A 22,679-nucleotide genomic window follows, 5' to 3' on the forward strand; every position below is an offset into this window, starting at 1 on the left:
CTTAAGCACAAAAGCAGACCGAAAAACTTGGTTCTCTGCGGAGACCCATTGGCATCGCACGCCTTTAACAATTACCAATATTTAATGAGGAGATATTTCATGAAACGGATAGGCACCTTCGTTTTAGGGACCTTCGCTGCGGTTGCGGCCCAATTTGCACTTGCACAACAGAAACCGACAGAGCTCAAAATCGCTATGACGACCTTTTTGACCGGCTCCGCGTCTGTATTCGGAATTCCGGCAAAAGCTGCGGCCGAGATTATTGTGGAAGACATAAACGCGGCGGGAGGCGTGGGCGGCGTGAAGATCAAACCGATCTTCATCGATGAAGGGGTTGGCACGGACAAGCTACTGTCGGAGTACCGCCGGGTCGTCCAGGAAGAGGGCGTCAACGTGACTCTGGCTGCCATCTCTAGCGGGAATTGCAATGCACTTGCGCCAGTAGCTGAAGACCTTAAAGTGCTCAACGTGCTTTGGGACTGCGCCAGTGAGAAACTGCTGGAGGAGCGCCGTTACAACTACGTCGTGCGAACACTCGGAAACGGGACCTCAGAAATTGTGGCAACCGTGATGCATCTGCTGCGCACCAAGCCGAATTTCAAGACGCTGGCAATAGTGAATCAGGATTATGCTTGGGGCCGTGATTCTCGCGAGCTTTTCGTCAACACTCTTCTTGCAATGAAACCTGACGTAAAAGTGGTAGCGGAAATGTACCCGAAGTTCGGTGCGACAGATTTCAGCTCGGAGATCAGTCGTTTGCAAGCACTGAAACCGGATGTCATCCTCAGCACGTCCTGGGGAGGGGACCTGGACACTCTTCTGCGTCAGGCATCGCAACGTGGTCTGCTTCGGAGCTCAACCTGGGTGCTGCCACTGGGCGAAAGTTCGCTTGAGCGACTTGGAAAGATTCTTCCGGATGGTCTCATCGTTGGTATGCGAGGTGAGGGCTATTACTTGCACCCTGAATTCAAGGATGATGCCAAGCACAAGTCATTTGTTCAAAAGTACCGCGCAAAGACAGGACAGTACCCCGTCTATCCGGTGTACCACGCAGCTCAGGCTTTTCAGGGGGTAGTTGATGCCTATACGGTTGCACTGAAAACCACGGGAGGCAAGTGGCCGACTAACAAGCAGGTCGCGGATACAATGCGTTCCCTTAAGTTCCGTGGGCTGACGCGTGAAGTAAAGATGCGCGAGGATGGTCAAGGTCTTGCGGACCAGATGCTCGGCGTGACGAAGATGACCTCTACTCAGCCATTTCCTGTTATTGATGGCTTGACAATCTACCCAGCCGAGATCGTACAGAACCCGGTGGGGACTAAGTCTCCGGAATGGGTGAAAACGTTGACGCCGGATCTTCTGAAGGATCCGCGTATTAAGTCCTATTAACGTTTTTGTGACTACCTGACATGAATTCCTCAACTATTCTGCTAGCGCTCCTGGACGGTACGACCCAGGCGGCTCTCCTGGCCTTGGTAGCCCTCGGGCTTACGCTAATCTTCGGCGTGATGGGTATCGTCAATGTGGCGCACGGCAGCTTTTATGCGTTTGGTGGCTATGCCGCAGCCAAGATTAGCGCAATCATCGCCAGCGGCGACTCCATTCCGATGTCGCTCATTGCATTGGTTATTGGAGCTTTGCTCATGGGCTTATTGCTCGGAGCCGTGATAGAAACCGGATTGATTCGTCGCATTCTGACTATGGATCCAGTCATGCAGCTCCTCTCTACGTTCGCTGTCTTCATGATTATGGAAGATTTGCAGCGCCTGATCTGGGGCGCAAGCCCCGTGTCGGTGACCCATGCGGTCGACGCAATGGGCAGCGTGCAGGTGGGCGATGTCACATATACGACCTACCAATTAATCCTATTGCCATCCGCTGCAATCGCTGTCTTCGTTGGCCTGCGTTGGTTCTTAAGCCATACACGGTTCGGACGCCAGATCATGGCGGTAACACATCACCGTGAAGTGGCTTCGGCAATGGGGATCAATGTCAAGCGAGTGGGATTGCTTACGTTCTGCCTGGGCGCAGTCATGGGTACTCTGGGTGGTGCATTGGCGTCACCTACTACCTCGTTAATGCCGGGACTCGGAGGAGACATGATGGTGCTCTCATTTGCAGTGGTTGCAGTTGCCGGCCTCGGGCAAATCACTGGGACCGCGGTTGCCGCTCTGTTGATCGGCCTCGGCAAAGCATTCTCTGTCTACTTGCTTCCGGAACTCGATGTGCTCGTTCCTTACTTGATCATGCTTGCAGTTCTCCTGTGGCGCCCGCAAGGCCTGTTTGCCGTAACTGAATCGAGGAGGGTGTAATGCTGACTCGCTATGCTCCGTGGATGATCGCTTTGCTATCGTTGATTACTGGATTGCTTTTACCATGGCTTAAAACACCGCTCGTGATTGGCCTGTCTTATGGTTTTGCGGCACTGGGTGTTTCAATCCTTATCCGCGCTGGCCAAATCTCGTTCGGTCATGCTGGATTTACCTGCTTGGCCGGATATGCCATGGTCGTCATCAATCGTCAATGGCCCCATGCAGACGGGCTGTTGCTGCTAGCCGCCGGGGCCTTGGCAGGACTGATCTCAGGCGCCATTGTCGGCTTGTTCATGATGCGTTATCGCGCCATCTTTTTCGGTATGCTCAACCTCGCGCTGTCAATGGTTCTTTTCGCCGCGCTGGGAAAGTTCTATCACGTTACGGGTGGAACCGACGGGCTGCGCATAGAACGGCCTCCCTTCCTCGGCCAGGAATTCGGCCGAGCCGACTACGAAACATGGCTTCTCGTTATTAGCTCCGTATTCGTTGTCATGACCTGCTACTTGGTCAAGCGCTACTACGCCTCGCCATCTGGCCAGGCGCTGGTGGCCCTCAAAACCAATGAAATCAGACTCGAGTATCTCGGAATATCTGCTCGTGCGGTTTTCTATCGCGCGTACATACTCTCGGCAGTACTTTGCGGATTCTCTGGTGCCATGTTCGCCCTGATCCAAGGGTTAGTCACACCCGAGATGGGATACTGGGTGCGATCCGGCGAGTTCGTCTTCATTGCCGTGCTAGGAGGCACCCTTCATCCAGTAGGTGCGTTCATAGGAGCGATTGCTTTCGAATTCCTAAAGTTGTTCGCCGCAGCGGGATTGACCGGAGCATGGCAGATGGTCATTGGAACTGTTTTGCTAATACTGATCTTCGTGGCGCCGGCTGGTCTGGTCGCTTGGCTAGTGCGACTCGACCGGCGCATGGCGCCCAAAGGGAACTGACATGAATTCACTTCTTCAAACACGGGGGCTGACGCTGAAGTTCGGCGGGGTGGTGGCGGCCGAATCCATTGATTTCGACTTAAAAGCCGGTGAGCGCCTGGCAGTCATCGGGGCAAACGGTGCGGGCAAGACAACGTTTATCAATATGGTGACCGGATATATCAAACCGAGTGCTGGCAAGATCATGTTCGATGGCGTAAACATCACGGGGATGCACCCGCGCCAAATTGTCTTGCAAGGTATTGGTCGTTCATTTCAGCTACCGCAACTCTTTACGGAACACACCGTCCGCCAAAGCATTGAACTTGCCGTGGCGGCGCGCCAGGGACCATTGAGCATGCTTCGACCGATGTCAAAGTGTGTCGAGCGCGACGAGATCGATCACGTGCTATCGGTAGTCGGATTGTCGCAGCGCGCTGATGACCATTGTGACAGCCTGCCCGAAGGGCATCGCAAGTTGTTAGACGTTGCTATGGCACTGGTGTTGCGCCCTAAACTGCTGATCATGGATGAACCTACGAGTGGCGTAGCCGCAGACGAAAAGCATCCGCTGATGGCCACGATCATGAATGCCTTATCTGAACAAAATGTCACCGCAGTATTCGTCGAGCACGACGTTGACATTGTTCGTGAATACGCAACTCGTGTGGCGGCTTGGATATCTGGCCGTATTGCTGCAGACGGATCGCCTGAAACGGTGATGAACGACGATGAAGTCCGCACTGTGGTGCTCGGACATTGAGAGGAGCAAGCATGTTATCTCTAAACAATGTGTCGGTCGATATCGCTGGCGCTCCTGTATTGCGTAATGTCAGCGTCGAACTTAAGTCGGCAAGAACGTATGCGGTCGTAGGACGTAATGGTGCCGGTAAAACAACTCTTTTACGCACCATCATGGGTTTCACGACGTTGCGCAGCGGGGCTATTACTTTAGCGGGTACAGGTCTTTTGACACAGCCCGCGTATCGACGCGCGGCCCTTGGCGTTGGGTATGCGCCTGAAGAGCGAGTCTTGTTTCCGACAATGACGGTACTCGACAATCTTCGGTTGCCATGCGAGGCAATTGGCCTGAAGTCAGCCGAGATAGAGCGGCGAGTTCAGCTCGCGATCGAGGTGGTACCGCAGATTAAGGAAATGCTGCCCCGTTCTGCCGCCGCGTTATCGGGAGGCCAGGGAAAGATGGCTGCGTTAGCTCGTGCAGTGATGGTTGGAACTCGACTGCTCATGGTGGACGAACCTTTCCAGGGGCTGGCACCTGCGTTGGCACGACAGTACGCTGAGGCGCTCAGCCGGATGTACCGTCTGCAGCCGGAGTTATGCATGGTTATCACGGAGTCAAACCGGTCTTTGTTGGACAGGGTGCAATGCACCACCTTGTCGCTCGAGCGCGGGGAGCTGACAGTAGAAGAGGAGACCGCATCTGTCACCTCAGTCTCCGCGATTTTCATACCGAACGAGGAAGATCTGACGCCTGCTCATAACGTCACATCCCTTCGCTCTTCACCAGGCTTTTCTAACTAACATCACCCAAGGAGAACACATGAAAAAACAATTGGACGGCAAAGTTGCCATCATCACGGGCGGCGCTTCAGGTTTTGGTGAGGCCATGGTGCATTTATTTGTCAGTGAAGGCGCGCGCGTAGTCATCGGCGACCTTGACGCCACGAAAGGTCAGGCCGTAGCCACAGCAGTAGGGCCCGCAGCGCATTTTGCACGATGTGATGTTTCGGTTCGTGAGGACATCAACGGCCTGGTTCAGGCATGTGTAGAAAAATTCGGTGCGCCGGACATCGTGGTCAACAATGCCGGGATGACACATGAGAACAGGCCAATGCTAAATATTGACGAGGATACGTTTGACCGCATGTTTGCAGTCAACGTGAAGTCGGTCTTCCATATGACGCATGCTGTGCTACCTCTCATGCGCGAACGTAAAAGGGGCGTCATTCTCAACGTCGGCTCTACAGCTGGCATCCGGCCTCGTCCAGGACTGGCTTGGTACAACGCAAGCAAAGGCGCGGTCAACTTGTTGTCGAAGTCGATGGCAGTGGAACTTGGGCCCGACAACATCCGGGTCAATGCGATTTGTCCGGTGATTGGTGATACCGGAATGACGCAAAAGCTCATGGGGGTAGCAGATACACCGGAAAACAGGGCCAAGTTCATGGCCAGCATTCCGCTGGGCCGCTACTGTCGTCCATCCGATGTTGCAAATGCTGCCCTCTACTTGGCCAGCGACGCGGCAGAGTTTATTACAGGAGTCGAATTTCCTGTCGATGGCGGCCGTACGGCTTGACCTACAGGAGAGAACAAAGCAATGACAATTAAATTTCCTTTGGTAATTGACGGGCAGTGGCGAGCGGGTTCGAGTAACGAGAGCCAAGCAGTGTTGAACCCGGCTACTGGCGAGAGCCTGGGCCTCGTCGCACATGCGACTCTGGCGGATCTGGATGAAGCCCTTGCGGCGGCCACGCGCGGAATGCGGGAATGGCAGGTTGTCTCGCCGTGGGAGCGCGGCACGATCCTAAAAAAGGCGGCGGACATTCTACGTGCGAATATCGACTCGGCTGCGAGGACCATTACCCTGGAACAGGGTAAGCCTTTGGCTGAATCCAAGGGGGAAGTGGGGCGATCAGCGGACTTCCTCGAATGGGGAGGGGAGCAGGCTCGCCGTATTTCGGGTCGGTTCTTGCGTGGGCGTGACACTGGTCACCGCATTGAAATTGAAACGCATCCCGTTGGTGTCGTGGCGGCGTTTACACCCTGGAACTTCCCGATGGCACTTGCGGCAAAGAAATTTGCCGGCGCGCTTGGTGCGGGGTGTTCAATTATTTGCAAACCTTCAGAGGAGACGCCGGGATCCGTGCTGGTACTTGCGAAGGCATTGCTGGACGCTGGCGTACCTCCAGCGGCCATTGGAGTCGTCTTCGGTCGGCCGGACGAGATTTCCAGCTACTTGATTCCAGCGCCCGCCGTAGCCAAGGTGACTTTCACGGGCTCAATTCCCGTAGGAAAACTGCTGGCTGCGACGGCCGGTAAAGCGATGAAGCCCGTCACAATGGAGCTAGGGGGACATGCGCCAACGATTGTTTGCGCAGATGTTGATCCGGAAAAGGTTGCTGATTTCTTGGCGAAGGCCAAGTTCACAAATGCTGGACAAATCTGCCTATCCCCAACACGGTTTTTTGTTGAAGAGAGTGTGCGCGAGCGGTTCACGACAAGATTGGCGCAGCATGCCAAGGCGTGGCGCGTAGGAGACGGGCTCGACCCGCAGACGCAGATGGGTCCGTTGGCGAATGAGCGTCGCGTTCATGCCATGTCTCATTTAGTGGATGACACCCTCGGCAAGGGAGGCAAAGTCGCTGCTGGTGGCCAGCGGATCGGAGACCGTGGTTTCTTCTTTGCGCCCACCGTTCTGGCGCATGTGCCAGACGACGCCGAGATCCTTCGTTCAGAGCCGTTTGGACCTGTTGTGCCGGTTCTCGGATTTACGGATGAGGATGCCATGCTTTCGCTAGCAAATGGCTTGGAGTTCGGCCTGTCGGGGTACGTGTTCACCAATGACGCCTCTCGCCAGCAACGTATCAAGGATAGCCTGCACTTCGGTACGGTCGGCGTGAACGACGTCGCTACTCATATTCCAGAAGTGCCTTTAGGTGGCTGGAAGGAAAGCGGCTATGGCACCGAAGGTGGCATTGAAATTCTCGAGCCGTATCAAAAGACGAAGTTCCTAAGCATACGGTAGCTTGTGCTGTACGAACCCAATACTTGAGGAGACAAATGATGACAATTCACCAGCTTCACGTGAATGGCTTGGACCATACGGTTGACGCTGAGGACGACATGCCGCTGTTGTGGGTTCTGCGTGATGTGCTCAACAAGACCGGCACCAAGTTTGGCTGCGGTATCGGGATGTGTGGTGCCTGCACCGTGCATGTCGATGGTGAGGCAACCCGCTCGTGCAGCGTAAGCCTCGGTCAAGTCGGACAACGCAAGGTGACGACGATCGAGGGGTTGAGCACTGGGCGGACACATCCTGTTCAACAAGCCTGGATTGCTGAGCAAGTTCCGCAGTGCGGCTACTGTCAGTCGGGAATGGTAATGGCAGTCGCCGCGCTACTCGTCAAGTCCCCCAATCCAAGTGATTCCGAGATCGATGGAAGTATCAGCAACATCTGCCGCTGTGGCACATACCCCCGTATTCGCGCTGCGATCCATCGTGCAGTGCGGACCAGAGCCTGAAAGGCGTTCAGTTATGTCTACAAAAGTTTCGCTAAATCGACGCCAGTTTCTCAAGGCGGGAGCTGCTGGCGGGCTCATGTTGTCGGTCGGGTTGCCGATAACATATGCAGAAACGGTTGACAGTTCAGAGCCGGCTCGACTCGGTGCATTCATTCGCATTGGGGCGGACGGGCGTGTGGCATTGATTGCGCCCTGTGTCGAAATGGGGCAAGGCTCTCATTCGGGTCTGGCGATGATTCTGGCTGATGAACTTGGGGCCGATTGGTCAAAAGTCTCGGTCGAGGCACCGCCAATCGGCGTAGCCTATCGTGTGCCAGGACGAGGAATCCAGAATACATCGGCAAGCCAGATGGTACGTCGCTGGAACACTCCTCTACGTCACTCTGCGGCTGCAGCACGGGAGATGCTTACTGTCGCCGGTGCAACAAGACTGGGTGTCGCAGCCGACGCGTGTACCGTCAGGGACGGTTTCATCATCCATGAAGAAAGTCAGCGCCGCATAGCCTTCGGTGAAGTTGCAGCCGCTGCCGCGAAACTACCGCAGCCCAAGGAGCCGGTTTTGCGCAAGGGACCCGCGACGATCGTCGGGAAGCCTTTGCCACGATTGGATATTCCGTCAAAGGTAGACGGAAGTGCTCGGTTCGGCATCGACACGCGGGTGCCTGGCATGCTTTACGCAGCAATTCGCCAATCCCCGGTTTTTAGTGCCAAGCTGGTTTCCGTGGACGAGAAGGATGTGCGATCACGCAAAGGCATTATTGATGTGATCAAGTTGCCGGATGCGGTTGTAGTGGTAGCCGACAGTTACTGGCGGGCCAAGACTGCGATAGCGTTGATCGAACCGGTATTCTCCGACACGCCTCATGCCGCCACATCAACACGTGACATTCAGGCCTCACAACGGTTACAGCTACAATCGCCTGTTGCGATGCCGTCGGTTGTCGTAGGTGACGCAACTAAGTCTTTGGCTGCCGCCAAAATCAGAGTGACCGCTGACTACGAAGTACCGTTCCTCCATCACGCTACCATGGAACCGATGACCTGTACGGTGTCGGTCACAGATCAAAGCTGTGAACTGTGGGTTTCGTCTCAAAATCTTACCGGTGTAGTAGAGACGGCCGCCCGGGTCACTGGACTGCCGCAGGACAAGATCAATGTGCATGCCATGCTGCTTGGCGGAGGTTTCGGACGCAAGTTCGAACAGGATGCTGTCGAACAGGCAACGTTAATTGGGAAGGCCGTGAAACGTCCTGTACAGCTGATATGGTCACGGGAAGAAGACGTGCAACACGGCTTTTATCGTCCGGCGATGGTGGGCCGCGTATCAGCTGGTTTTGACGAGCAGGGGAACATCTCTGCGCTGACGATGCGGCTGATTGGACCCTCTGTACATGAGCATACGTTCAATAATCCTTTTCCACTGGTTCGGGGTGTCGATGTCGTTGCCATGATCGGTGTAACCAGCGAATCTCCTGGTGCACCCGGGTTAATCCAACAATACACGATAAAGAATGCGCGGGTGGAGTATATCTACCAGCCAACCCATGTACCAGTAGGCTATTGGCGGTCAATCGGTGCGTCGGAGAACGGCTTCTTTATTGAGTCACTGATTGACGAGGCCGCCGCCAGATTGAAAACGGACCCGTATCAATTACGACGTCGTTTAATGCAAGACAGTCCACGTGCAGTCACCGTGCTTGATAAGCTCGCGTCCGAATCCGGCTGGAATAAAGCTTTGATGCCCGGACGGTTCCGTGGTATCGCTTTCACCGATACGGTAGGTAGTCTTACAGCGCAGGTCATCGAAATATCGGTCGCGAAAAAATCCGTGAAGGTGCATCGTATCGTTTGCGTAATTGACTGTGGAACTGCGGTAAACCCTGACAACGTCATTGCGCAGGTGCAGGGTTCGATTGTAATGGGGCTGAGTGCTGCGATGACGGAGCAAATCACGGTAGAACGTGGTCGAGTCTTACAGAGTAACTTTCATGACTACCGCGTCTTGTCTTTGAAAGAAACTCCTCGAATTGAAGTGCATATTGTTGACAGCGGCGGCCCCATTGGAGGCGTCGGTGAGGCGGCCCTGCCTGCAGTCGCTCCTGCGCTCTGCAGTGCTATACATGCGGCAACCGGCAAACGCATACGGTCTCTGCCTTTGAGTCAGGCAGGGTATCAATGGGCCTGAGTCCACTCTCTGGATCAGGGTAAAGTATAGCGTACTTGGCGCCGCGAGGAACGTAAGGCCGATACAAATGCCCTGCGTTCTGCACTTTCGTCAGCAGTCCTCTAGAAAATGTCTCTCTCCCTCATAAAGGGGAGTTTTGGCCCGCCCTGGCGCGGGTCTCTTTTCTTGTGTCATAGTTGCCTGACGATCGGCCGCACACGGGGTTGTTCTATTCCAGTGACAGTCGATCGTTACCGTGCGCCAGGAGGTTGAGATGCAGGTATGCATGGAAATTTTTCATCACGAATACGAGGCGCTCCTTGAGGCCGTTCGACGAGATTTACGCGCCGAAAAATGGAACGCGATATGCAACTCGGCGAATCGCGATTTTCATCTACATAATGTACGCAACGCAATGAGGCTGCTGGATCTACTCAATCCTCGTCAACCGTATCGCCATCAGTATGTGGGGTTAAGGTGGTCAGCTTGAACTCCTCGTGCTATGGCGATGAGCCAGCATTTTGAACGTCTCGTTCTATTTCGGCTAGTCACGGACCTGCACTACTCCTGCAGAGTTGGTTACATGAGTATTTTAGGGGGAATCGCGCTTGATATAACATCCTAAGTGATGCCCACTGATTGCTAAATTATTCCAATAGGCTGTTGTCCGTTACTTCCAATAGGGGAGAGTGAAAATGGAAAATATTGATGTCACGGTACTGCGAACACTGCGCAACTGGCGCTTGGAGAGCAAACGTGCATTACTGGTGACCGTTGTACGGACTTGGGGTTCCTCACCCCGCCCGGTAGGTTCTATCATGGCATTGTCTGAGGACGGTGCAGTGGTGGGTTCGGTGTCGGGTGGATGCATTGAAGACGACTTGATTTCTCAATACAGGAAGGCTTATGCAGGTGATGATTCAGAACTTCAAGTTTCTCGCGGCATTCCCCAATTCGTGAAGTACGGTATTACGGCAGATGAAGCACATCAATTCGGTTTGCCTTGTGGCGGTACCCTAGAGTTGCTGATTGAGTACGACCCTGAAGTTAATGCTCTTGACGAACTTGTGCGTACGCTGGAAGCAGGAAATTTAATGAAACGCGTTGTGTGCCTAACTAATGGTCGAGTGACGTTATCAATTGCTTCGACCCCATGTGAACTTAGTATTGGTAGCGAGCTAGTCAATGTATTCGGTCCCCCCTACCGTATGCTATTGATTGGTGCTGGACAATTGACGGAATATCTAGCAACAATGGCGCTTTTCAATGGATTCTCGGTTACCGTATGTGACCCCAGAGAAGAATATTTAGGCACCTGGGGTCTAACCGGTGTACAGCTAATTCGTGGCATGCCGGATGACGTACTAGCGAGCTTCAAGGCTGATCGTCGCAGCTGCGTTATTGCGCTCACACATGATCCGAAGTTGGATGACTTGGCATTATTGGAGGCACTCAGCACCGATGCCTTTTACATTGGTGCGATTGGTAGTCGCCGTAATAATGAGTTACGACGTATCCGTATGATGGAGTACTTCGGGAAATCCGAACATGACCTCCAGAGACTACGTGGGCCAATCGGAATTTACGTCGGAAGCAAGACACCACCAGAAATCGCAGTCAGCATTATGGCAGAAGTGCTAGCAATCAAGAATGACGTCACATTGTCACCAGAAGTAAATGTAGCGCAAGCAAAGCATCTTCGGGACATTAAAATCAACGTGTCAGACGCAACTCATTGAAACGGTGTGGCTTCTCTGCGCTAGGGGGGCACGGTCTATTCAGTCCGCTAACAATGAGCAGCCATCTTACTCAGGGGCCGGTAGGCCACGTATATTCGTTAGCTTTCAGTGCTCCTCTATGCTGGGGAGAGCGTTGGCGAATAATGTAGTAATCCACTAAATGAAGGCCTCGTCCACACATACACATGCATGAATTAAGAAGACGCCTGGACTAAAGTGAAGATTCTCACTATGCCGTTCTAGCTTTCCTATGCTTTCGTTTGGCGATAATGTCATAAATTAACCTAGTCGTGCCGGACTATACTTGCCGTCCCTTTGTAAGCGCAATCGCAACCGCATCGTCGCCAGCGGGATAACGCAGCGTTCCTGCATAATCATTCGCTGCGCGCCAGATTGCCTCGGCAACGGCTATTTCAGTGGTCACAGCGGTCGGATTGCCGAGGGCCGCGAAAACTGACCGCGCATATGGTGCATAGGGTTCAGGAATCAGTCCTTGCATTCGTTCTACGCCGTTCGTGCCAAAGCGTGTAGTGGGACCATATCCCGGCTCGACCAATTTAATGCCAATGTCAAATTCTGCAAGCTCTAGCGCCAGCGACTCAGTAAAGCCCTCGACCGCTGTCTTACTTGCCGTGTATGCTGCCACAAGGGGAAATGACACCATTGTGGCAGTCGAGGTAACGTTAATCACTAGTCCTGACCTCCGTTTTCTGAACTGAGGCAAGACTGCCTGGGTCATTGCCATCGTGCCAAACGTATTGGTTTCAAAAATCTCTCGCACGGTTGCCATCGGCGTCGCTTCGAACGCTCCGAATAATCCGATACCGGCATTGTTTACCAGAACGTCGATCGGCCCAGCCAGTCTCAACGCCTGGTCAATGGACTCTGGCAAGGTCACGTCTAGCGGTAGGACCTGCAGCCGCCTCGTAGGGGCCAGAACTGCTGCATTGGGCGTCCGCATTGTGGCGATGACGTTCCAACCTTTGGTATGAAAAAGGCGGGCGGTTTCCAAGCCGTAGCCGGATGAACAGCCGGTGATCAGGATAGTTTTCATTGCAATGTCCTCTGTGTATGGGTATGAAGTAACTTTACAGACGAAGGATTGGACTGGCTATAATCGCTAGTCCACATCTCATTCGCGAGAGTCCAGTTATGGTTGACCCCCTAGCAGAGATAATCGGGCTACTAAAGCCGCGCGCCGTATTCTCCAAAGTAATTAGCGGTGCCGGGTCGTGGGCCGTTCGCTATTCGGCATTTGGAGAGCCGAGCTTCTGCACCATGCTCGACGGTGAATGTATTCTTGCCGTCGATGGGCAGAAACCGGTCGCACTGATGGCAGGTGATTTTGTTTTATTGCCCGCGACTCCTGGATTCACTCTGTCTAGCTCTATCACAGCATTACCGGTTTTCAAGGATCCCGCGTCAGCGGAGGTGCGGGAGGACGAGGTTCGGCACGGTAGAGCAGACGGGCCTCCTGAAACGCGTATGCTCGGCGGCTATTTCGCCTTTGATTCGCCAGACGCAAAATTACTGGTGTCGTTGCTTCCTACGCTTTTACATTTACGGGGAGTCGAGAGACTTACAGTCTTAGTGCAACTGGTGCGGGGCGAGTCGATTGAACAGCGGCCAGGCCGTGATCTCGTTCTTGGCAGACTTGTTGAGGTATTACTCATTGAAGCTCTCCGCTTGACCTCAGGCAATGAAGCGTCTCCTGGGTTGCTCCGCGGGTTGGCTGACCCGCGGCTGCGGATCGCGCTTCGGTACATGCATAGCGACCCTGCTGTTGCATGGACGGTGAAAGAACTTGCACACAAGGCGGCACTGTCGCGATCAGCATTTTTTGAAAGATTCTCGCGCGAAGTCGGTTTAGCACCGATGGAGTATCTTCATGCGTGGCGTATGGCGCTCGCCAAGAATCTGCTCCGGCAAAATAAAGTCAGTCTCAATGACATTGCAGCTAAAGTCGGGTATGGATCTGCAAGTAGTTTCAGTACCGCATTCAGTCGCCACGTAGGGGTCGCCCCGAGTGCGTATCTATGTGAAATCAGTCAACAGCAATAAACTTTTTGACAAGTTTGGTGGATGTAAAAACTATAACATCCGCAGTATGGGCGATAGTGCCATCCAAAACTTTGGACGTCATGGTCCCGTAGCTGGACTTTAACCGGTCGTGATGCGTAACAGAGCTATCCCTCAGGAGCGGTCCTGAAACGGTGATTATTGAACTATTAATAATTGTTTCCTGTTCAGATCCGGTCGCAGATGTTGTACTCTGCGTTGGCGCAAGGCTCCTGCCATTGATCTTCGCGATGGTAAAAGTACTATGGCGAGACTGACAGGGGTGAATAGCGCGGCTGCATTCAGTTCCTTGTCGCTTTTGACGAAAGTGAATATTATTCGATACACCTCCGAGTCCGTATCGAACGATTCTCACAAAAAGCGATCCAGGCAAGCCGAAAATTTGGCTTCAGCTACTTACTCCTGGGAGTCGAGCACCAGCATTTCACTGATGCGGTGACGTGCAAACGGGTCGGCGGTTTCGACATAGCGCATGGCCGAATGCACGTCCTTCCAGCCGGCGTATTCCATTAGGCTCTTGACGTCCCAGCCGTTGGCACTGGCCCAGGTCGCGAAACCGCGCCGCAAGGAGTGGCCGCTGTAAAGTTCGGGTGACGGAACGCCGGCTTCCTTCAAGATTGACCGCAGCAGTGGCACCAAGCTGTCGATATGAAGTCCTTCGGTGCTCACATGTCCCCAGCGGTCGATACTCCGGAATACGGCTCCCTCGCCGATCTGCGCAGCGTTGACCCAAGCCAGGTAGGCCTCCACCGGACACAGCCGCGCCAGTGCCGGTGCCTTGAAGGTCGTTCCTTTGACTTGCCGGTCCGTTTTGGTGAACGCGAGATAGCAGGTCATGCCTTGACCAGGAATGACCTCGACGTGCTCAGCACGCAGCCGAGTCAATTCATCACCCCGAAAGCCACGCCAGAACCCGAGCAGCAGCAATGCCCGGTTGCGCAGGTGGCGAAGCGCGGCGCGACGGTCATTCTTGGTGCCTGCTACCACAATTGCTTCTTCAAACCATCGATCTACTTGGGCCAGCTGCTCGATCTGCAGTGGCTTGGCGCGCTTTTCCTGTGCGGGATGCAGCACCTGAACACCTTTGAAGACCTTTTTCACGATCGGTGCCTTGGTCGGATCCGGAAAGCCTTGATCCAAGTGCCATTGGGCGAGGGCGGCCAGTCGCTGGCGCAGCGTATTGACTGACAGCGTTTCAGCATGGTCAACGAGGTAGCGGGCGACGCTTTCCGCGGTGGCTGGCAAAAAGCCGCCCCATTCGACTTCGAAGTGGCGGACAGCACCCTGATAAGCCTTGCGGGTGTTATCGGGGGTAGCGGCTTTTACGTACTGATCAAGCTTGGACATCCTGTAGCTGGCGGAAGAAGGATTACGGATCGAAACCACCGTCTATTCACATAATGTTGTGTCCTGTAGAGGAAGAGCAACTCTTTGATTCTTATGACATAAGTCTAATCGCTGCCCCAACATTGCGTGAAAATCGGTCACATTCAGATGTGCCCTAGCTGTCGCTGCACACAATAGTGTGGCTGTTCTCATCGATGTACCGAAGCCAAGCGAGTACCTAATGAGCAATACAGATCGTCCAGAGAGCCAATACGAGGCAAGCGGGGTGGAGATGAGCCACGGAATCAGCACTGACAATTGGCCGACTCCGGATGAGGGGGCTTTAAACAACGAGGTCAGGAAGCAATATTTGGTAAGGAAACAGGCAATCCAGCTTTATGTGGATGGCGCATCCGACTTTACCATTCGCAATGCCACGGGCATCAGTTTCAAGTATGTCTCCCGCCTAGTAAGAGAGCGGTGTCTCACCGTGCATCAGGACGGCCAAATCTTTGGATGGCGTGGCATCATTCCTCATCAACGCATCCATCTTTATAAACGCAAATCCAAGGTTCGGGTCGATGTCTTTGGCTATGGCGCCGCAGGTGCCTTAACAGCGGTATTTGACCAGTATCCTGATTTCCGTGAGCGCTTCCATAAACGGATTCTTAAATCAGCCCCAGAGACCACATTGGGTGAAGCAAGACGCAAGAAAGGCAGTCACTGGAAGTGGTTTCTGGACGAAATGCGTAAACTTGGTTATGAAGCGGCGAATGAATGGCCCTTCAACACCCAAAGCTGCGGGTATGCCTCCATTTGCCGATATATCGATCGCGTGTTTGCCGAAAATCCGAATGCCGCGGCCCGTGTCCTTGGCGGCAAGGAGTTGCATCGGAAAATGATTACCGGAGACGGTGTGGACCGGCCCGTCAGAGAGATGCTCTCTCGAGTGGAGATGGATTCGCATAAACTTGATGGGCGTTTCTGCGTGATGATTCCGCAATTACACGGCGGCTGGAGCCCAAGAATCATTCACAGGCTCTGGGTAACGGTTATCCTCGAAACCGCTTCCCGTGCAGTATTGGGATATCACCTCAGCACGGGCAAGGAAGTTTCGAAGGAAGATGTGCTGCGTGCAATCAAAAAAGCACTGTCAAAGTGGAGCCAGCGCGATATCAGTTTTAGCGATATGGGTTACGAACGTGGTGCCGGGCTGCCGTCGGTCTTGGGTGAAAGATTTGTTGGACTGTGCTGGAATGAAATGAGCGTTGACGGTGCCATGGCTGGCAAGTGCGAGCATGTGCGGCAGGTTTTAGCTGACGTCGTGGCATGTCGTCTGCTTACCCCGGACGACAGTTTCTCGATGAGACGTAGCAAAGACGACCGTCCCTTCATCGAAACTTATTTCCGCAAACTCGGGGCCTGCGGTTTCCAGCGGTTGACCAATACTACTGGCGGCAAACCAGCTGACAAGCACGGTCGTGATCCGGATGCCATCGCAGTCACCAGCCAGTTCCAGCTTGAATATGCGCAGGAGCTGCTGGATCATTGCGAATAACAATGCAGCGCCGCACACCCATCTAGGGGGAAGGTCGCCTCTGGCCTATCTGGAATTTGCTTTGGACCGAAAGCGAATTCCCGCGCGATATGCAAAAACTTCCGCAGTCCAGGAGATCCTGAGCTTCCGGAAGTTATGTACCGTGCGAGGCGGCTTGCATGACGGTCGGCGTCCGTTTGTTCACTTCTCCAATGCAGACTATTCCAGCGACCTGCTGGCTAGGCGCCACGATTTGGTTGGGCAGAAAATATGGGTTACTAACCACCTCGAAGACGATGGTCGCGTTGCCATGGCGTCTTTACAGTCTGGTGAGTCACTCGGGGTATTGCGGGCCGCACCTCCCTGGCACTCGCTACCGCACAGCTTGCAAGTGAGACGCGCTGTATTGCATTTGGTCAGAAAGGAGAAGTTTCGTTTGCAATCTGGCCGGGATGCCATAGAAGAGTTTATCCAGTATGTCGAGGCCCAGAGCAGCAAGAAGCTCCCAGTGCATCCAGCCTATCTTGAAGCACGTCGCATATTGATGGACCAGGCGGAAAGGTCCATCGGGCAGTCGCTACTGGCATCAGCGAAGCGCCGCGTATGTGCCAGCGAGAGTACACCGTCCGTGACGGTGGGCGAGTGCGCCGCAGACTCCTCTACAGACCAGGCGAGCGATCAGGATTCAACTCGCCGGCCATTGCCGCCATTGAGGATGGCGGCAAGCGATTAATGCCATGCGACATTCGCTACCCATACAGTTCGACCGCGACCATCCTGTGATCCGGCAGGAGTATGCGATCTATACCCCACCTGTGGATGAAATGATTGCCAAAATTGGTGACTGGATAGATCAACAGAAGTCCGGCGGCTATATCTACGGCCCTTCCCGGTTTGGGAAAAGCCGCGGCATTAAGTGGCATGTGACCTCTGCCCTTCGAGAACGCTTCAGACATCAGTTGCCTTTGGTGATCTGGCCTAGGCCTGCGGAAAGCCATACCAGCGAGACGGAATTCTGGCACCAGCTCTTGTTGGCATCGAAATTTCACTTTTCCGGTGCGTTGCAGGCCAAACGCAAGGTGGAAAGCCGCTATCTGGTGATTCAACGGTTCATTACGCTCGCCCGGTTCGCGCGGTGTAACTACATTGTCCTATTGATTGATGAAGCACAGGACCTGACACTGCGCGAATGGCAATGGCTGGTTGGCCTTCAGAACATTCTTGATTGGGAAGGGTACCGGCTGAGCGTCTTTTCCGTTGGATCCCATCAGATGGGTTACCGACACGAATTGTTAGCGGTGTCTGGGAATGCACATATCGCTGCACGCTTTTTCGTCGCGCATGCCCGTTTCCATGGACTGGCCAGCGTTGATGAAGTTGAGTATGTGCTACAGGGCTATGATAGTGCATCAGAATGGCCGCAAGGAAGCAGAACATCCTATCTCCAGTATTTCGCTCCTGACGCCTTCGCACGAGGTGAGCGTCTCGCCCATGCCGCACAACATGTCTGGAATGCATTCGAGGCGCTCCTTCCTCCTGGATTGGACTCCAAATCCATAGAGGTGCCCGTACAGCACCTATCCCATAGCGTCGAAGCTGCATTATTCCGGCTGGCCCACGGTCATCATTGGGAAGATGTCATTTCTTATCAAAGCTGGCTGAACTTGATTGCCGATACGAGCTTTTCCGATCATATGCGCATTGTGTCGAGCGCTGCTTAGGAAGCATGACATGCGCTGTCCACCGTCGGTAAATTGGGGGCGTGGGCAACTGATGCAGTACGAGTCGGTAGCATCATTTTGTGCAAGATTCAGTACATTCAATGGGCTGTCATTGGAACAGACAAAACAGTTTTTCACCGAATTGTTCGGCAAGCCATGGTCGTTGGACACAAGCCAGATCGTGAATGCCAGACAGGTTGCGCGCTTGCTTGATGAGCCCGTTTCAGTTGTTGGCACTATCTATCCAACAGGGATATATGCCGGTAGAAAAGGAGTCTTCAAAGAGTACCTGCCTATCGAGTATGACCTGTATGTTCCTTTTTGCAGAAGCTGCATTATGGTGGGTTACCACAGCTCCTTTCACGAACTGCTGTTTTTGGAAAAATGCCCGTTCCATCAAGAGGAAATGCAGGAAATGAGATGCCTGGGAAGTGGCGCATATTTCACGCGTTAGGTGAGAACGCTTATGGAATTACTCCGTTCCGGCAATTCAAAGTGGCCCGAGGTCAATCCAAAGGTAAGCCGCATCTTTCGCTCTGACGAGTTCATTGCGCTTACGCGCTGGAAGGCTGACAGCCGTTTTATACTGCTGTTCATCTGCTGGCTACATGAACACCGATTCTTTTACCCCTACTGTCCAGCAAGCGATATAAATAATCGGGAACGCCGCCTGCTTGCCTGGAAATCTTTTTTACAAGCGGACCGAAACGAATTGTATTTCCGATGGCTAGTACCGGAAATCTGGACCAGTCGCCTCCGACCTGCTCCCGACGCTGCTTACATTGCCGCATTCTTCCAAGAACTTGAACGGTTGAAGATAGCCATCTTCAAAACCAATCGGCTGTTGTAACAGTATTGCCGCCAAGAGTGGATAGTACGTTTATCCATGCAGTGCCATTGCACCTTCGTCACACTGAACACTGAGGTGCTGCGTACCTTGCGTATTCCGGGCCTGATCCGCAACATGTCCGGCAGCGTCTTCAGCCGTAACGGTGAAGATCTTCACTGTTACGAAGACGTCCTCACTTGGACGGAGTCATAAGGGGATTTGGTAGAAAGGAATAGTCCGCAATGCAGTAGGAAGCGGTCATTGACGATCTTCAGTTGACTGCGTGCAATCGAGCCAAAGCGGAAATTCGTCCTTCCCCAAAGCGGCCGTTCGCCTGCGCAACTCGAAGGTCACTACGAAATCAGTGACGGCTTCAATCAACGTCTCTGGCTGGAATCACTGCGCCATTTTTGCAATCATATGGTCCATTACATGCGTATGCTCATGCTGCGGGCTAAATAGAACAAATTCAGCATTCTCTTCAACCTTTACAGTATGCCCCGGAGGCCAGTAAAACAGGTCATTCGCCCGTGTTACTTCATTCGAGCCGTCCGCATAGGTCGTGGTGATCACCCCCTCCATCACGTAACCCCAATGCGGTGCTTGGCACATGTCGCCCTCCAACCCCATCAGCAACGGTGAAATATCCATTCCCGCAGGCAGCGAGAAATATTCGCCGCTGATCTTACCAAAGCCCGTGGCATCACCGAAATCAAATTTTTGGCGGGCAGTAGCGCCAGGAATGCCAATCTTCACCGGAACATCTTCTTTAGCAATATGCATTTCATGCTCCTTTTAGGTGTATTGCACTTCGTCTACGCACATCGATCCTTAGTGACAATGCATAGCCGATGCAGCAGAGGTGACATTGATGAGTGTGTCATCTATTTCGCCAAAAGATAGAAAGCGATCAGGCCTTTGCTGCGCCTAATCAAAGCCTGCCTTATTAGCCCATTGAAGTTCCCGTGTGTGACGACGAGACTCATACCAGCACCTGCAATTCGACGCGAATGTCGTGGATACGGCAAGGGTTCGCCTGCTCGGCCGAGAGCCGCATCGCCTATCGAGCCCGAATATTCCGCATTATCGATGTAGCACTTCACTGGAGAATTATTATGGCTGTGATGACCGAAGAAATGACACCGGAAATGGAAGCACTCAAGGCCCGGCTCAAGGCAACATGGATGTCGGGGGACTACGGTCATTTCGCAAAATACCTCGAGCCTGGTGCTTTGGAGTTCCTGGGTCGCTTGTCCATCGAGCCGGGTACACGGATGTTGGACGTAGCCTGCGGTGCAGGACAGATTTCGATTCCAGCCGCTCAAGCCGGTGTACAGGTCACCGGCGTCGACATTGCCTCCAATCTGATCGAGCAGGCCAGAGCCCGTGCTGCCGCAGAGAATGTGAAAGTCCAGTTCGATGAAGGGGATGCCGAAATGCTTCCATACGACGACGCTGCATTCGATTTGGTGGTGAGCCTCATTGGTGCCATGTTTGCCCCACGTCCCGAGCGCGTCGCTGCCGAACTATTGCGAGTCTGTCGGCCCGGCGGCCGCGTCGTCATGGCTAACTGGACGCCCGAGGGTCACGTCGGCCAGATGTTCAAGATCATAGGCAAGCATGTTCCGCCACCCTCCCTTATGGCGCCGCCGCCAAAATGGGGGGATGAAGCGACTGTCAGAGAGAGGTTGGGATATGGTACGACCCGCCTAAACACTACAAAGCGGACGTACCCAATGCGTTATCCATTCCCGCCGGTCAAGGTGGTTGAATTCTTCTTTACTTACTATGGGCCGACGCTTCGCGCACTCGCCGCTCTCGACACTGCCAGACAGACGTCGCTGCGCCAGGAGCTTGAGGACCTCTGGACGAACAACAATCAGGCAAATGACGGTTCGACACATATTGAGTCTGAATACCTAGAGGTAGAGGCAATCCGCAGTTAAAGACCGATGTGACTGCGGAGCGACCTTCCCGCCAGTTCCTATTGGAAGCCATGGGATACCCGCCGGGGCATTTGGCGGCGGCATTTTGTGCCCTTCAAATAAGGAGAAAGGCATCAATACTTTACGACGTTAAGGGGCTTTCACGATTGATATAAGACTGGAGATTGACATGCCGAAATATGTTATCGAGAGGGATCTTCCTGGAGCGGGCAAGCTGTCCTCAATGGAATTACAAGAAATCTCGGAGAAATCCTGTGATGTCCTTCGAAATTTAGGACCGGAAATCCAATGGCAGGAAAGCTATGTAACAGACGATAAGATTTACTGCGTGTACATTGCACCTACTGAGGACCTCATCCGCACTCATGCGCAACAAGGCGGTTTCCCTATTACAGGAATTGCTCAGGTCCGCAGCGTAATCGACCCGACGACTGCTGAAATGCGGGCGTAGCGGTAGTCGGCCGCCCATGGCCTCGTCTTGCTGAAGGTCTTCTTGGTATGTGCCTGTGACCGCTCCTGGCCGATTGCTGTCAGTCAACCTTTCTTTGCGAGCGACAGCTTGAGGCGACAAACCGGACTTCCTAGCGCTGTCGAGACCGTTCATTGCTGCCGTCCATGCTTATGGTGTCGCAACTGGTGAAGCCGAAGTTCCGAAACGGTTGCGAACATCCAACCGCGCAAGGTGCTTACGAAGAACCGTCATACACATGCGCTCACTTCCGTACTGCGGCGTGATCCAATATCGCCTGCTGCGCCACCCCTAGCTGCTGTTCGAGTATCGTTTTTTTCTGGACCCAAGTCAGCTTTTCTTGTAAAAGTGCGTCAATCTGGGCTAATGCATTTTGAAGCTGGTCAGCCCTGATCTTGGTTTCACGCTCCTGTGATGCTGCGGCTAGACGTGATTCCATGACCGTTTGTTCCAATTGTTGGATCTGAGCAGAGGCTTGGTCTCGGTTGCGTAAAGACTCTTCCAATTGCTCCTGAAGACGGTCTCGAGCGAACTGTATGGTTTGGAGTTCGTCACGGACAGCGCCAAACTTACTCTGCAAGTTGCCATGTTCAAGGGCCAAAGAAGACAGCGCTGACTCCCGTTGTGCCAGCGACACCTGTAGTCCAGCAATCTCCCTATTTGCGGTGATGAGATCATGCTCGAGTCCTCCAATGCGGCGTTCATATTCGCGTCGATCGGCTTCCCGTTGGGCCGCTGTTGCTTCCTGGTAGTGCGAAAACTGTTCGCGTGCCCGAGATAGCTGGTTGTCCAATGTCGCGATTTCAGTAGCCCGGTCGATCAGCCTTTGCTGCAGCCCCGCGTGTTCCGCCTGCATGGCCGCCATGGTGACGTTCTGTGTGTGGAAACGCTCCTGCAAGTCCGCCAGCGCTTGCCGGGTACGCACTAGCTCGTCTTCCACAGCAAGGTTTTCTGCCAAGGCCTTGTCTTTTTCGGTTTGCACCTGTTTTAGCTGCTGTTCCAGCGTCTGTATTGCCTGATTGTGCTGAAGTTCGAGGGCCTCGCGCTGTTGCTGGAATTCCACCTGCATATGCTCATGCAGGCCCCGCACGGCGTTGAGCAGGGGTGCCGGCAGAGTGACTTCGGCGATGGCCGTGTCTTCCTGCTCAGTTTTCCAGCGCTTCAAGAACGGCGCGATTGTGCTTTTGCTGCCAGTGCCGCCAAGCGTCTGGCGGACGCTGTCGACGGTAGGGCTCTTACCGTCGGCGATGAGTTTAGCTGCCGCGCGAGCGACGTCGGAATATTGGATGCCGGTTCTTGCCATGGTGAGGAGAAAATTTAGTAACGTATTACAGCTACTGTAATATTATTCTAAAACACGTTATGTTACAC

Annotated in this window: 21 protein-coding genes; 17 read left to right on the plus strand and 4 right to left on the minus strand. The window is 53.6% G+C overall.

Annotated features, from left to right (window positions below; all coding sequences use genetic code 11):
• Positions 1-99: 99 nt before the first annotated feature.
• The 10 genes from RY831_RS27095 to RY831_RS27140 all read left to right on the plus strand — a co-directional run bounded on the left by RY831_RS27095 (position 100) and on the right by RY831_RS27140 (position 11,401).
• The gene (locus RY831_RS27095; protein WP_326509482.1) at positions 100-1,389 is read left to right on the plus strand and encodes an ABC transporter substrate-binding protein; all 1,290 of its coding nucleotides are present in this window, start codon (positions 100-102) and stop codon (positions 1,387-1,389) included.
• Positions 1,390-1,409: 20 nt separating this feature from the next.
• Complete coding sequence (locus RY831_RS27100; protein WP_326509483.1) at positions 1,410-2,312, plus strand: branched-chain amino acid ABC transporter permease; 903 nt, start codon at positions 1,410-1,412, stop codon at positions 2,310-2,312.
• On the plus strand, positions 2,312-3,256 hold the full coding sequence (locus RY831_RS27105; RefSeq protein ID WP_326509484.1) for a branched-chain amino acid ABC transporter permease: 945 nt from the start codon (positions 2,312-2,314) through the stop codon (positions 3,254-3,256). The genes RY831_RS27100 and RY831_RS27105 overlap by 1 nt, the downstream gene beginning before the upstream one ends.
• Before the next feature lies 1 nt (position 3,257).
• Positions 3,258-3,998 (plus strand): ABC transporter ATP-binding protein, encoded by a 741-nt coding sequence (locus tag RY831_RS27110; RefSeq protein ID WP_326509485.1) that lies wholly within the window; start codon positions 3,258-3,260, stop codon positions 3,996-3,998.
• 11 nt (positions 3,999-4,009) lie between these two features.
• Positions 4,010-4,777 carry an ATP-binding cassette domain-containing protein gene (locus RY831_RS27115; protein WP_326509486.1) on the plus strand — a complete coding sequence of 256 codons (768 nt, stop codon included), beginning with the start codon at positions 4,010-4,012 and terminating at the stop codon, positions 4,775-4,777.
• A 19-nt stretch (positions 4,778-4,796) separates the two neighbouring features.
• Positions 4,797-5,552, plus strand: a complete 756-nt coding sequence (locus RY831_RS27120; protein WP_326509487.1) for a glucose 1-dehydrogenase — start codon at positions 4,797-4,799, stop codon at positions 5,550-5,552.
• A 21-nt stretch (positions 5,553-5,573) separates the two neighbouring features.
• Positions 5,574-7,001, plus strand: coding sequence for an NAD-dependent succinate-semialdehyde dehydrogenase (locus tag RY831_RS27125; RefSeq protein WP_326509488.1), 1,428 nt, complete (start codon positions 5,574-5,576; stop codon positions 6,999-7,001).
• A 35-nt stretch (positions 7,002-7,036) separates the two neighbouring features.
• Positions 7,037-7,498 carry a (2Fe-2S)-binding protein gene (locus RY831_RS27130; protein ID WP_437126332.1) on the plus strand — a complete coding sequence of 154 codons (462 nt, stop codon included), beginning with the start codon at positions 7,037-7,039 and terminating at the stop codon, positions 7,496-7,498.
• 13 nt (positions 7,499-7,511) lie between these two features.
• Positions 7,512-9,683: a xanthine dehydrogenase family protein molybdopterin-binding subunit gene (locus RY831_RS27135; RefSeq protein ID WP_326509489.1), complete on the plus strand. Its 2,172-nt coding sequence runs from the start codon at positions 7,512-7,514 to the stop codon at positions 9,681-9,683.
• A 674-nt stretch (positions 9,684-10,357) separates the two neighbouring features.
• Positions 10,358-11,401 (plus strand): XdhC family protein, encoded by a 1,044-nt coding sequence (locus RY831_RS27140; protein WP_326509490.1) that lies wholly within the window; start codon positions 10,358-10,360, stop codon positions 11,399-11,401.
• 298 nt (positions 11,402-11,699) lie between these two features.
• Here the strand turns inward: RY831_RS27140 and RY831_RS27145 are convergent, their stop codons facing one another.
• A complete protein-coding gene (locus tag RY831_RS27145) occupies positions 11,700-12,455 on the minus strand; it encodes an SDR family oxidoreductase (protein WP_326509491.1) in 756 nt (251 codons plus the stop codon).
• Between the two features lie 98 nt (positions 12,456-12,553).
• Here RY831_RS27145 and RY831_RS27150 point away from each other — a divergent pair, with 98 nt between their 5' ends.
• Positions 12,554-13,462: an AraC family transcriptional regulator gene (locus tag RY831_RS27150; protein WP_326509492.1), complete on the plus strand. Its 909-nt coding sequence runs from the start codon at positions 12,554-12,556 to the stop codon at positions 13,460-13,462.
• Between the two features lie 414 nt (positions 13,463-13,876).
• Here RY831_RS27150 and RY831_RS27155 read toward each other — a convergent pair whose 3' ends face one another.
• A complete protein-coding gene (locus tag RY831_RS27155) occupies positions 13,877-14,827 on the minus strand; it encodes a site-specific integrase (RefSeq protein WP_326509493.1) in 951 nt (316 codons plus the stop codon).
• A 220-nt stretch (positions 14,828-15,047) separates the two neighbouring features.
• Here RY831_RS27155 and RY831_RS27160 point away from each other — a divergent pair, with 220 nt between their 5' ends.
• The 4 genes from RY831_RS27160 to RY831_RS27175 all read left to right on the plus strand — a co-directional run bounded on the left by RY831_RS27160 (position 15,048) and on the right by RY831_RS27175 (position 18,914).
• Positions 15,048-16,364, plus strand: a complete 1,317-nt coding sequence (locus tag RY831_RS27160) for a hypothetical protein (protein ID WP_326509494.1) — start codon at positions 15,048-15,050, stop codon at positions 16,362-16,364.
• Between the two features lie 716 nt (positions 16,365-17,080).
• On the plus strand, positions 17,081-18,064 hold the full coding sequence (locus RY831_RS27165; protein WP_326509495.1) for an ATP-binding protein: 984 nt from the start codon (positions 17,081-17,083) through the stop codon (positions 18,062-18,064).
• Positions 18,065-18,176: 112 nt separating this feature from the next.
• Entirely contained in the window at positions 18,177-18,518 is a 342-nt protein-coding gene (locus RY831_RS27170; protein ID WP_326509496.1) for a hypothetical protein, read from the plus strand.
• A gap of 12 nt (positions 18,519-18,530) precedes the next feature.
• Entirely contained in the window at positions 18,531-18,914 is a 384-nt protein-coding gene (locus tag RY831_RS27175) for a hypothetical protein (protein WP_326509497.1), read from the plus strand.
• Positions 18,915-19,289: 375 nt separating this feature from the next.
• Here the strand turns inward: RY831_RS27175 and RY831_RS27180 are convergent, their stop codons facing one another.
• Positions 19,290-19,676, minus strand: a complete 387-nt coding sequence (locus tag RY831_RS27180) for a cupin domain-containing protein (RefSeq protein WP_326509498.1) — start codon at positions 19,674-19,676, stop codon at positions 19,290-19,292.
• A 332-nt stretch (positions 19,677-20,008) separates the two neighbouring features.
• On the opposite strand from RY831_RS27180, the gene RY831_RS27185 reads away from it, so the two are divergent.
• Entirely contained in the window at positions 20,009-20,839 is an 831-nt protein-coding gene (locus tag RY831_RS27185; protein ID WP_326509499.1) for a class I SAM-dependent methyltransferase, read from the plus strand.
• 169 nt (positions 20,840-21,008) lie between these two features.
• A complete protein-coding gene (locus tag RY831_RS27190; protein WP_326509500.1) occupies positions 21,009-21,290 on the plus strand; it encodes a DUF4242 domain-containing protein in 282 nt (93 codons plus the stop codon).
• Between the two features lie 262 nt (positions 21,291-21,552).
• On the opposite strand, the gene RY831_RS27195 is transcribed toward RY831_RS27190, so the two are convergent.
• Entirely contained in the window at positions 21,553-22,611 is a 1,059-nt protein-coding gene (locus RY831_RS27195; RefSeq protein ID WP_326509501.1) for a DNA-binding protein, read from the minus strand.
• Positions 22,612-22,679: the final 68 nt, after the last annotated feature.

Source organism: Noviherbaspirillum album, from assembly GCF_035916955.1.
Lineage (GTDB): Bacteria > Pseudomonadota > Gammaproteobacteria > Burkholderiales > Burkholderiaceae_D > Noviherbaspirillum > Noviherbaspirillum album.

Bases quoted from the DNA above. Each gene is read 5' to 3' on its own strand.
- RY831_RS27095 (WP_326509482.1), top strand. From the start codon at position 100: ATGAAACGGATAGGCACCTTCGTTTTAGGGACCTTCGCTGCGGTTGCG.
- RY831_RS27100 (WP_326509483.1), top strand. From the start codon at position 1,410: ATGAATTCCTCAACTATTCTGCTAGCGCTCCTGGACGGTACGACCCAG.
- RY831_RS27105 (WP_326509484.1), top strand. From the start codon at position 2,312: ATGCTGACTCGCTATGCTCCGTGGATGATCGCTTTGCTATCGTTGATT.
- RY831_RS27110 (WP_326509485.1), top strand. From the start codon at position 3,258: ATGAATTCACTTCTTCAAACACGGGGGCTGACGCTGAAGTTCGGCGGG.
- RY831_RS27115 (WP_326509486.1), top strand. From the start codon at position 4,010: ATGTTATCTCTAAACAATGTGTCGGTCGATATCGCTGGCGCTCCTGTA.
- RY831_RS27120 (WP_326509487.1), top strand. From the start codon at position 4,797: ATGAAAAAACAATTGGACGGCAAAGTTGCCATCATCACGGGCGGCGCT.
- RY831_RS27125 (WP_326509488.1), top strand. From the start codon at position 5,574: ATGACAATTAAATTTCCTTTGGTAATTGACGGGCAGTGGCGAGCGGGT.
- RY831_RS27130 (WP_437126332.1), top strand. From the start codon at position 7,037: ATGATGACAATTCACCAGCTTCACGTGAATGGCTTGGACCATACGGTT.
- RY831_RS27135 (WP_326509489.1), top strand. From the start codon at position 7,512: ATGTCTACAAAAGTTTCGCTAAATCGACGCCAGTTTCTCAAGGCGGGA.
- RY831_RS27140 (WP_326509490.1), top strand. From the start codon at position 10,358: ATGGAAAATATTGATGTCACGGTACTGCGAACACTGCGCAACTGGCGC.
- RY831_RS27145 (WP_326509491.1), bottom strand. From the start codon at position 12,455: ATGAAAACTATCCTGATCACCGGCTGTTCATCCGGCTACGGCTTGGAA.
- RY831_RS27150 (WP_326509492.1), top strand. From the start codon at position 12,554: ATGGTTGACCCCCTAGCAGAGATAATCGGGCTACTAAAGCCGCGCGCC.
- RY831_RS27155 (WP_326509493.1), bottom strand. From the start codon at position 14,827: ATGTCCAAGCTTGATCAGTACGTAAAAGCCGCTACCCCCGATAACACC.
- RY831_RS27160 (WP_326509494.1), top strand. From the start codon at position 15,048: ATGAGCAATACAGATCGTCCAGAGAGCCAATACGAGGCAAGCGGGGTG.
- RY831_RS27165 (WP_326509495.1), top strand. From the start codon at position 17,081: ATGCGACATTCGCTACCCATACAGTTCGACCGCGACCATCCTGTGATC.
- RY831_RS27175 (WP_326509497.1), top strand. From the start codon at position 18,531: ATGGAATTACTCCGTTCCGGCAATTCAAAGTGGCCCGAGGTCAATCCA.
- RY831_RS27180 (WP_326509498.1), bottom strand. From the start codon at position 19,676: ATGCATATTGCTAAAGAAGATGTTCCGGTGAAGATTGGCATTCCTGGC.
- RY831_RS27185 (WP_326509499.1), top strand. From the start codon at position 20,009: ATGGCTGTGATGACCGAAGAAATGACACCGGAAATGGAAGCACTCAAG.
- RY831_RS27190 (WP_326509500.1), top strand. From the start codon at position 21,009: ATGCCGAAATATGTTATCGAGAGGGATCTTCCTGGAGCGGGCAAGCTG.
- RY831_RS27195 (WP_326509501.1), bottom strand. From the start codon at position 22,611: ATGGCAAGAACCGGCATCCAATATTCCGACGTCGCTCGCGCGGCAGCT.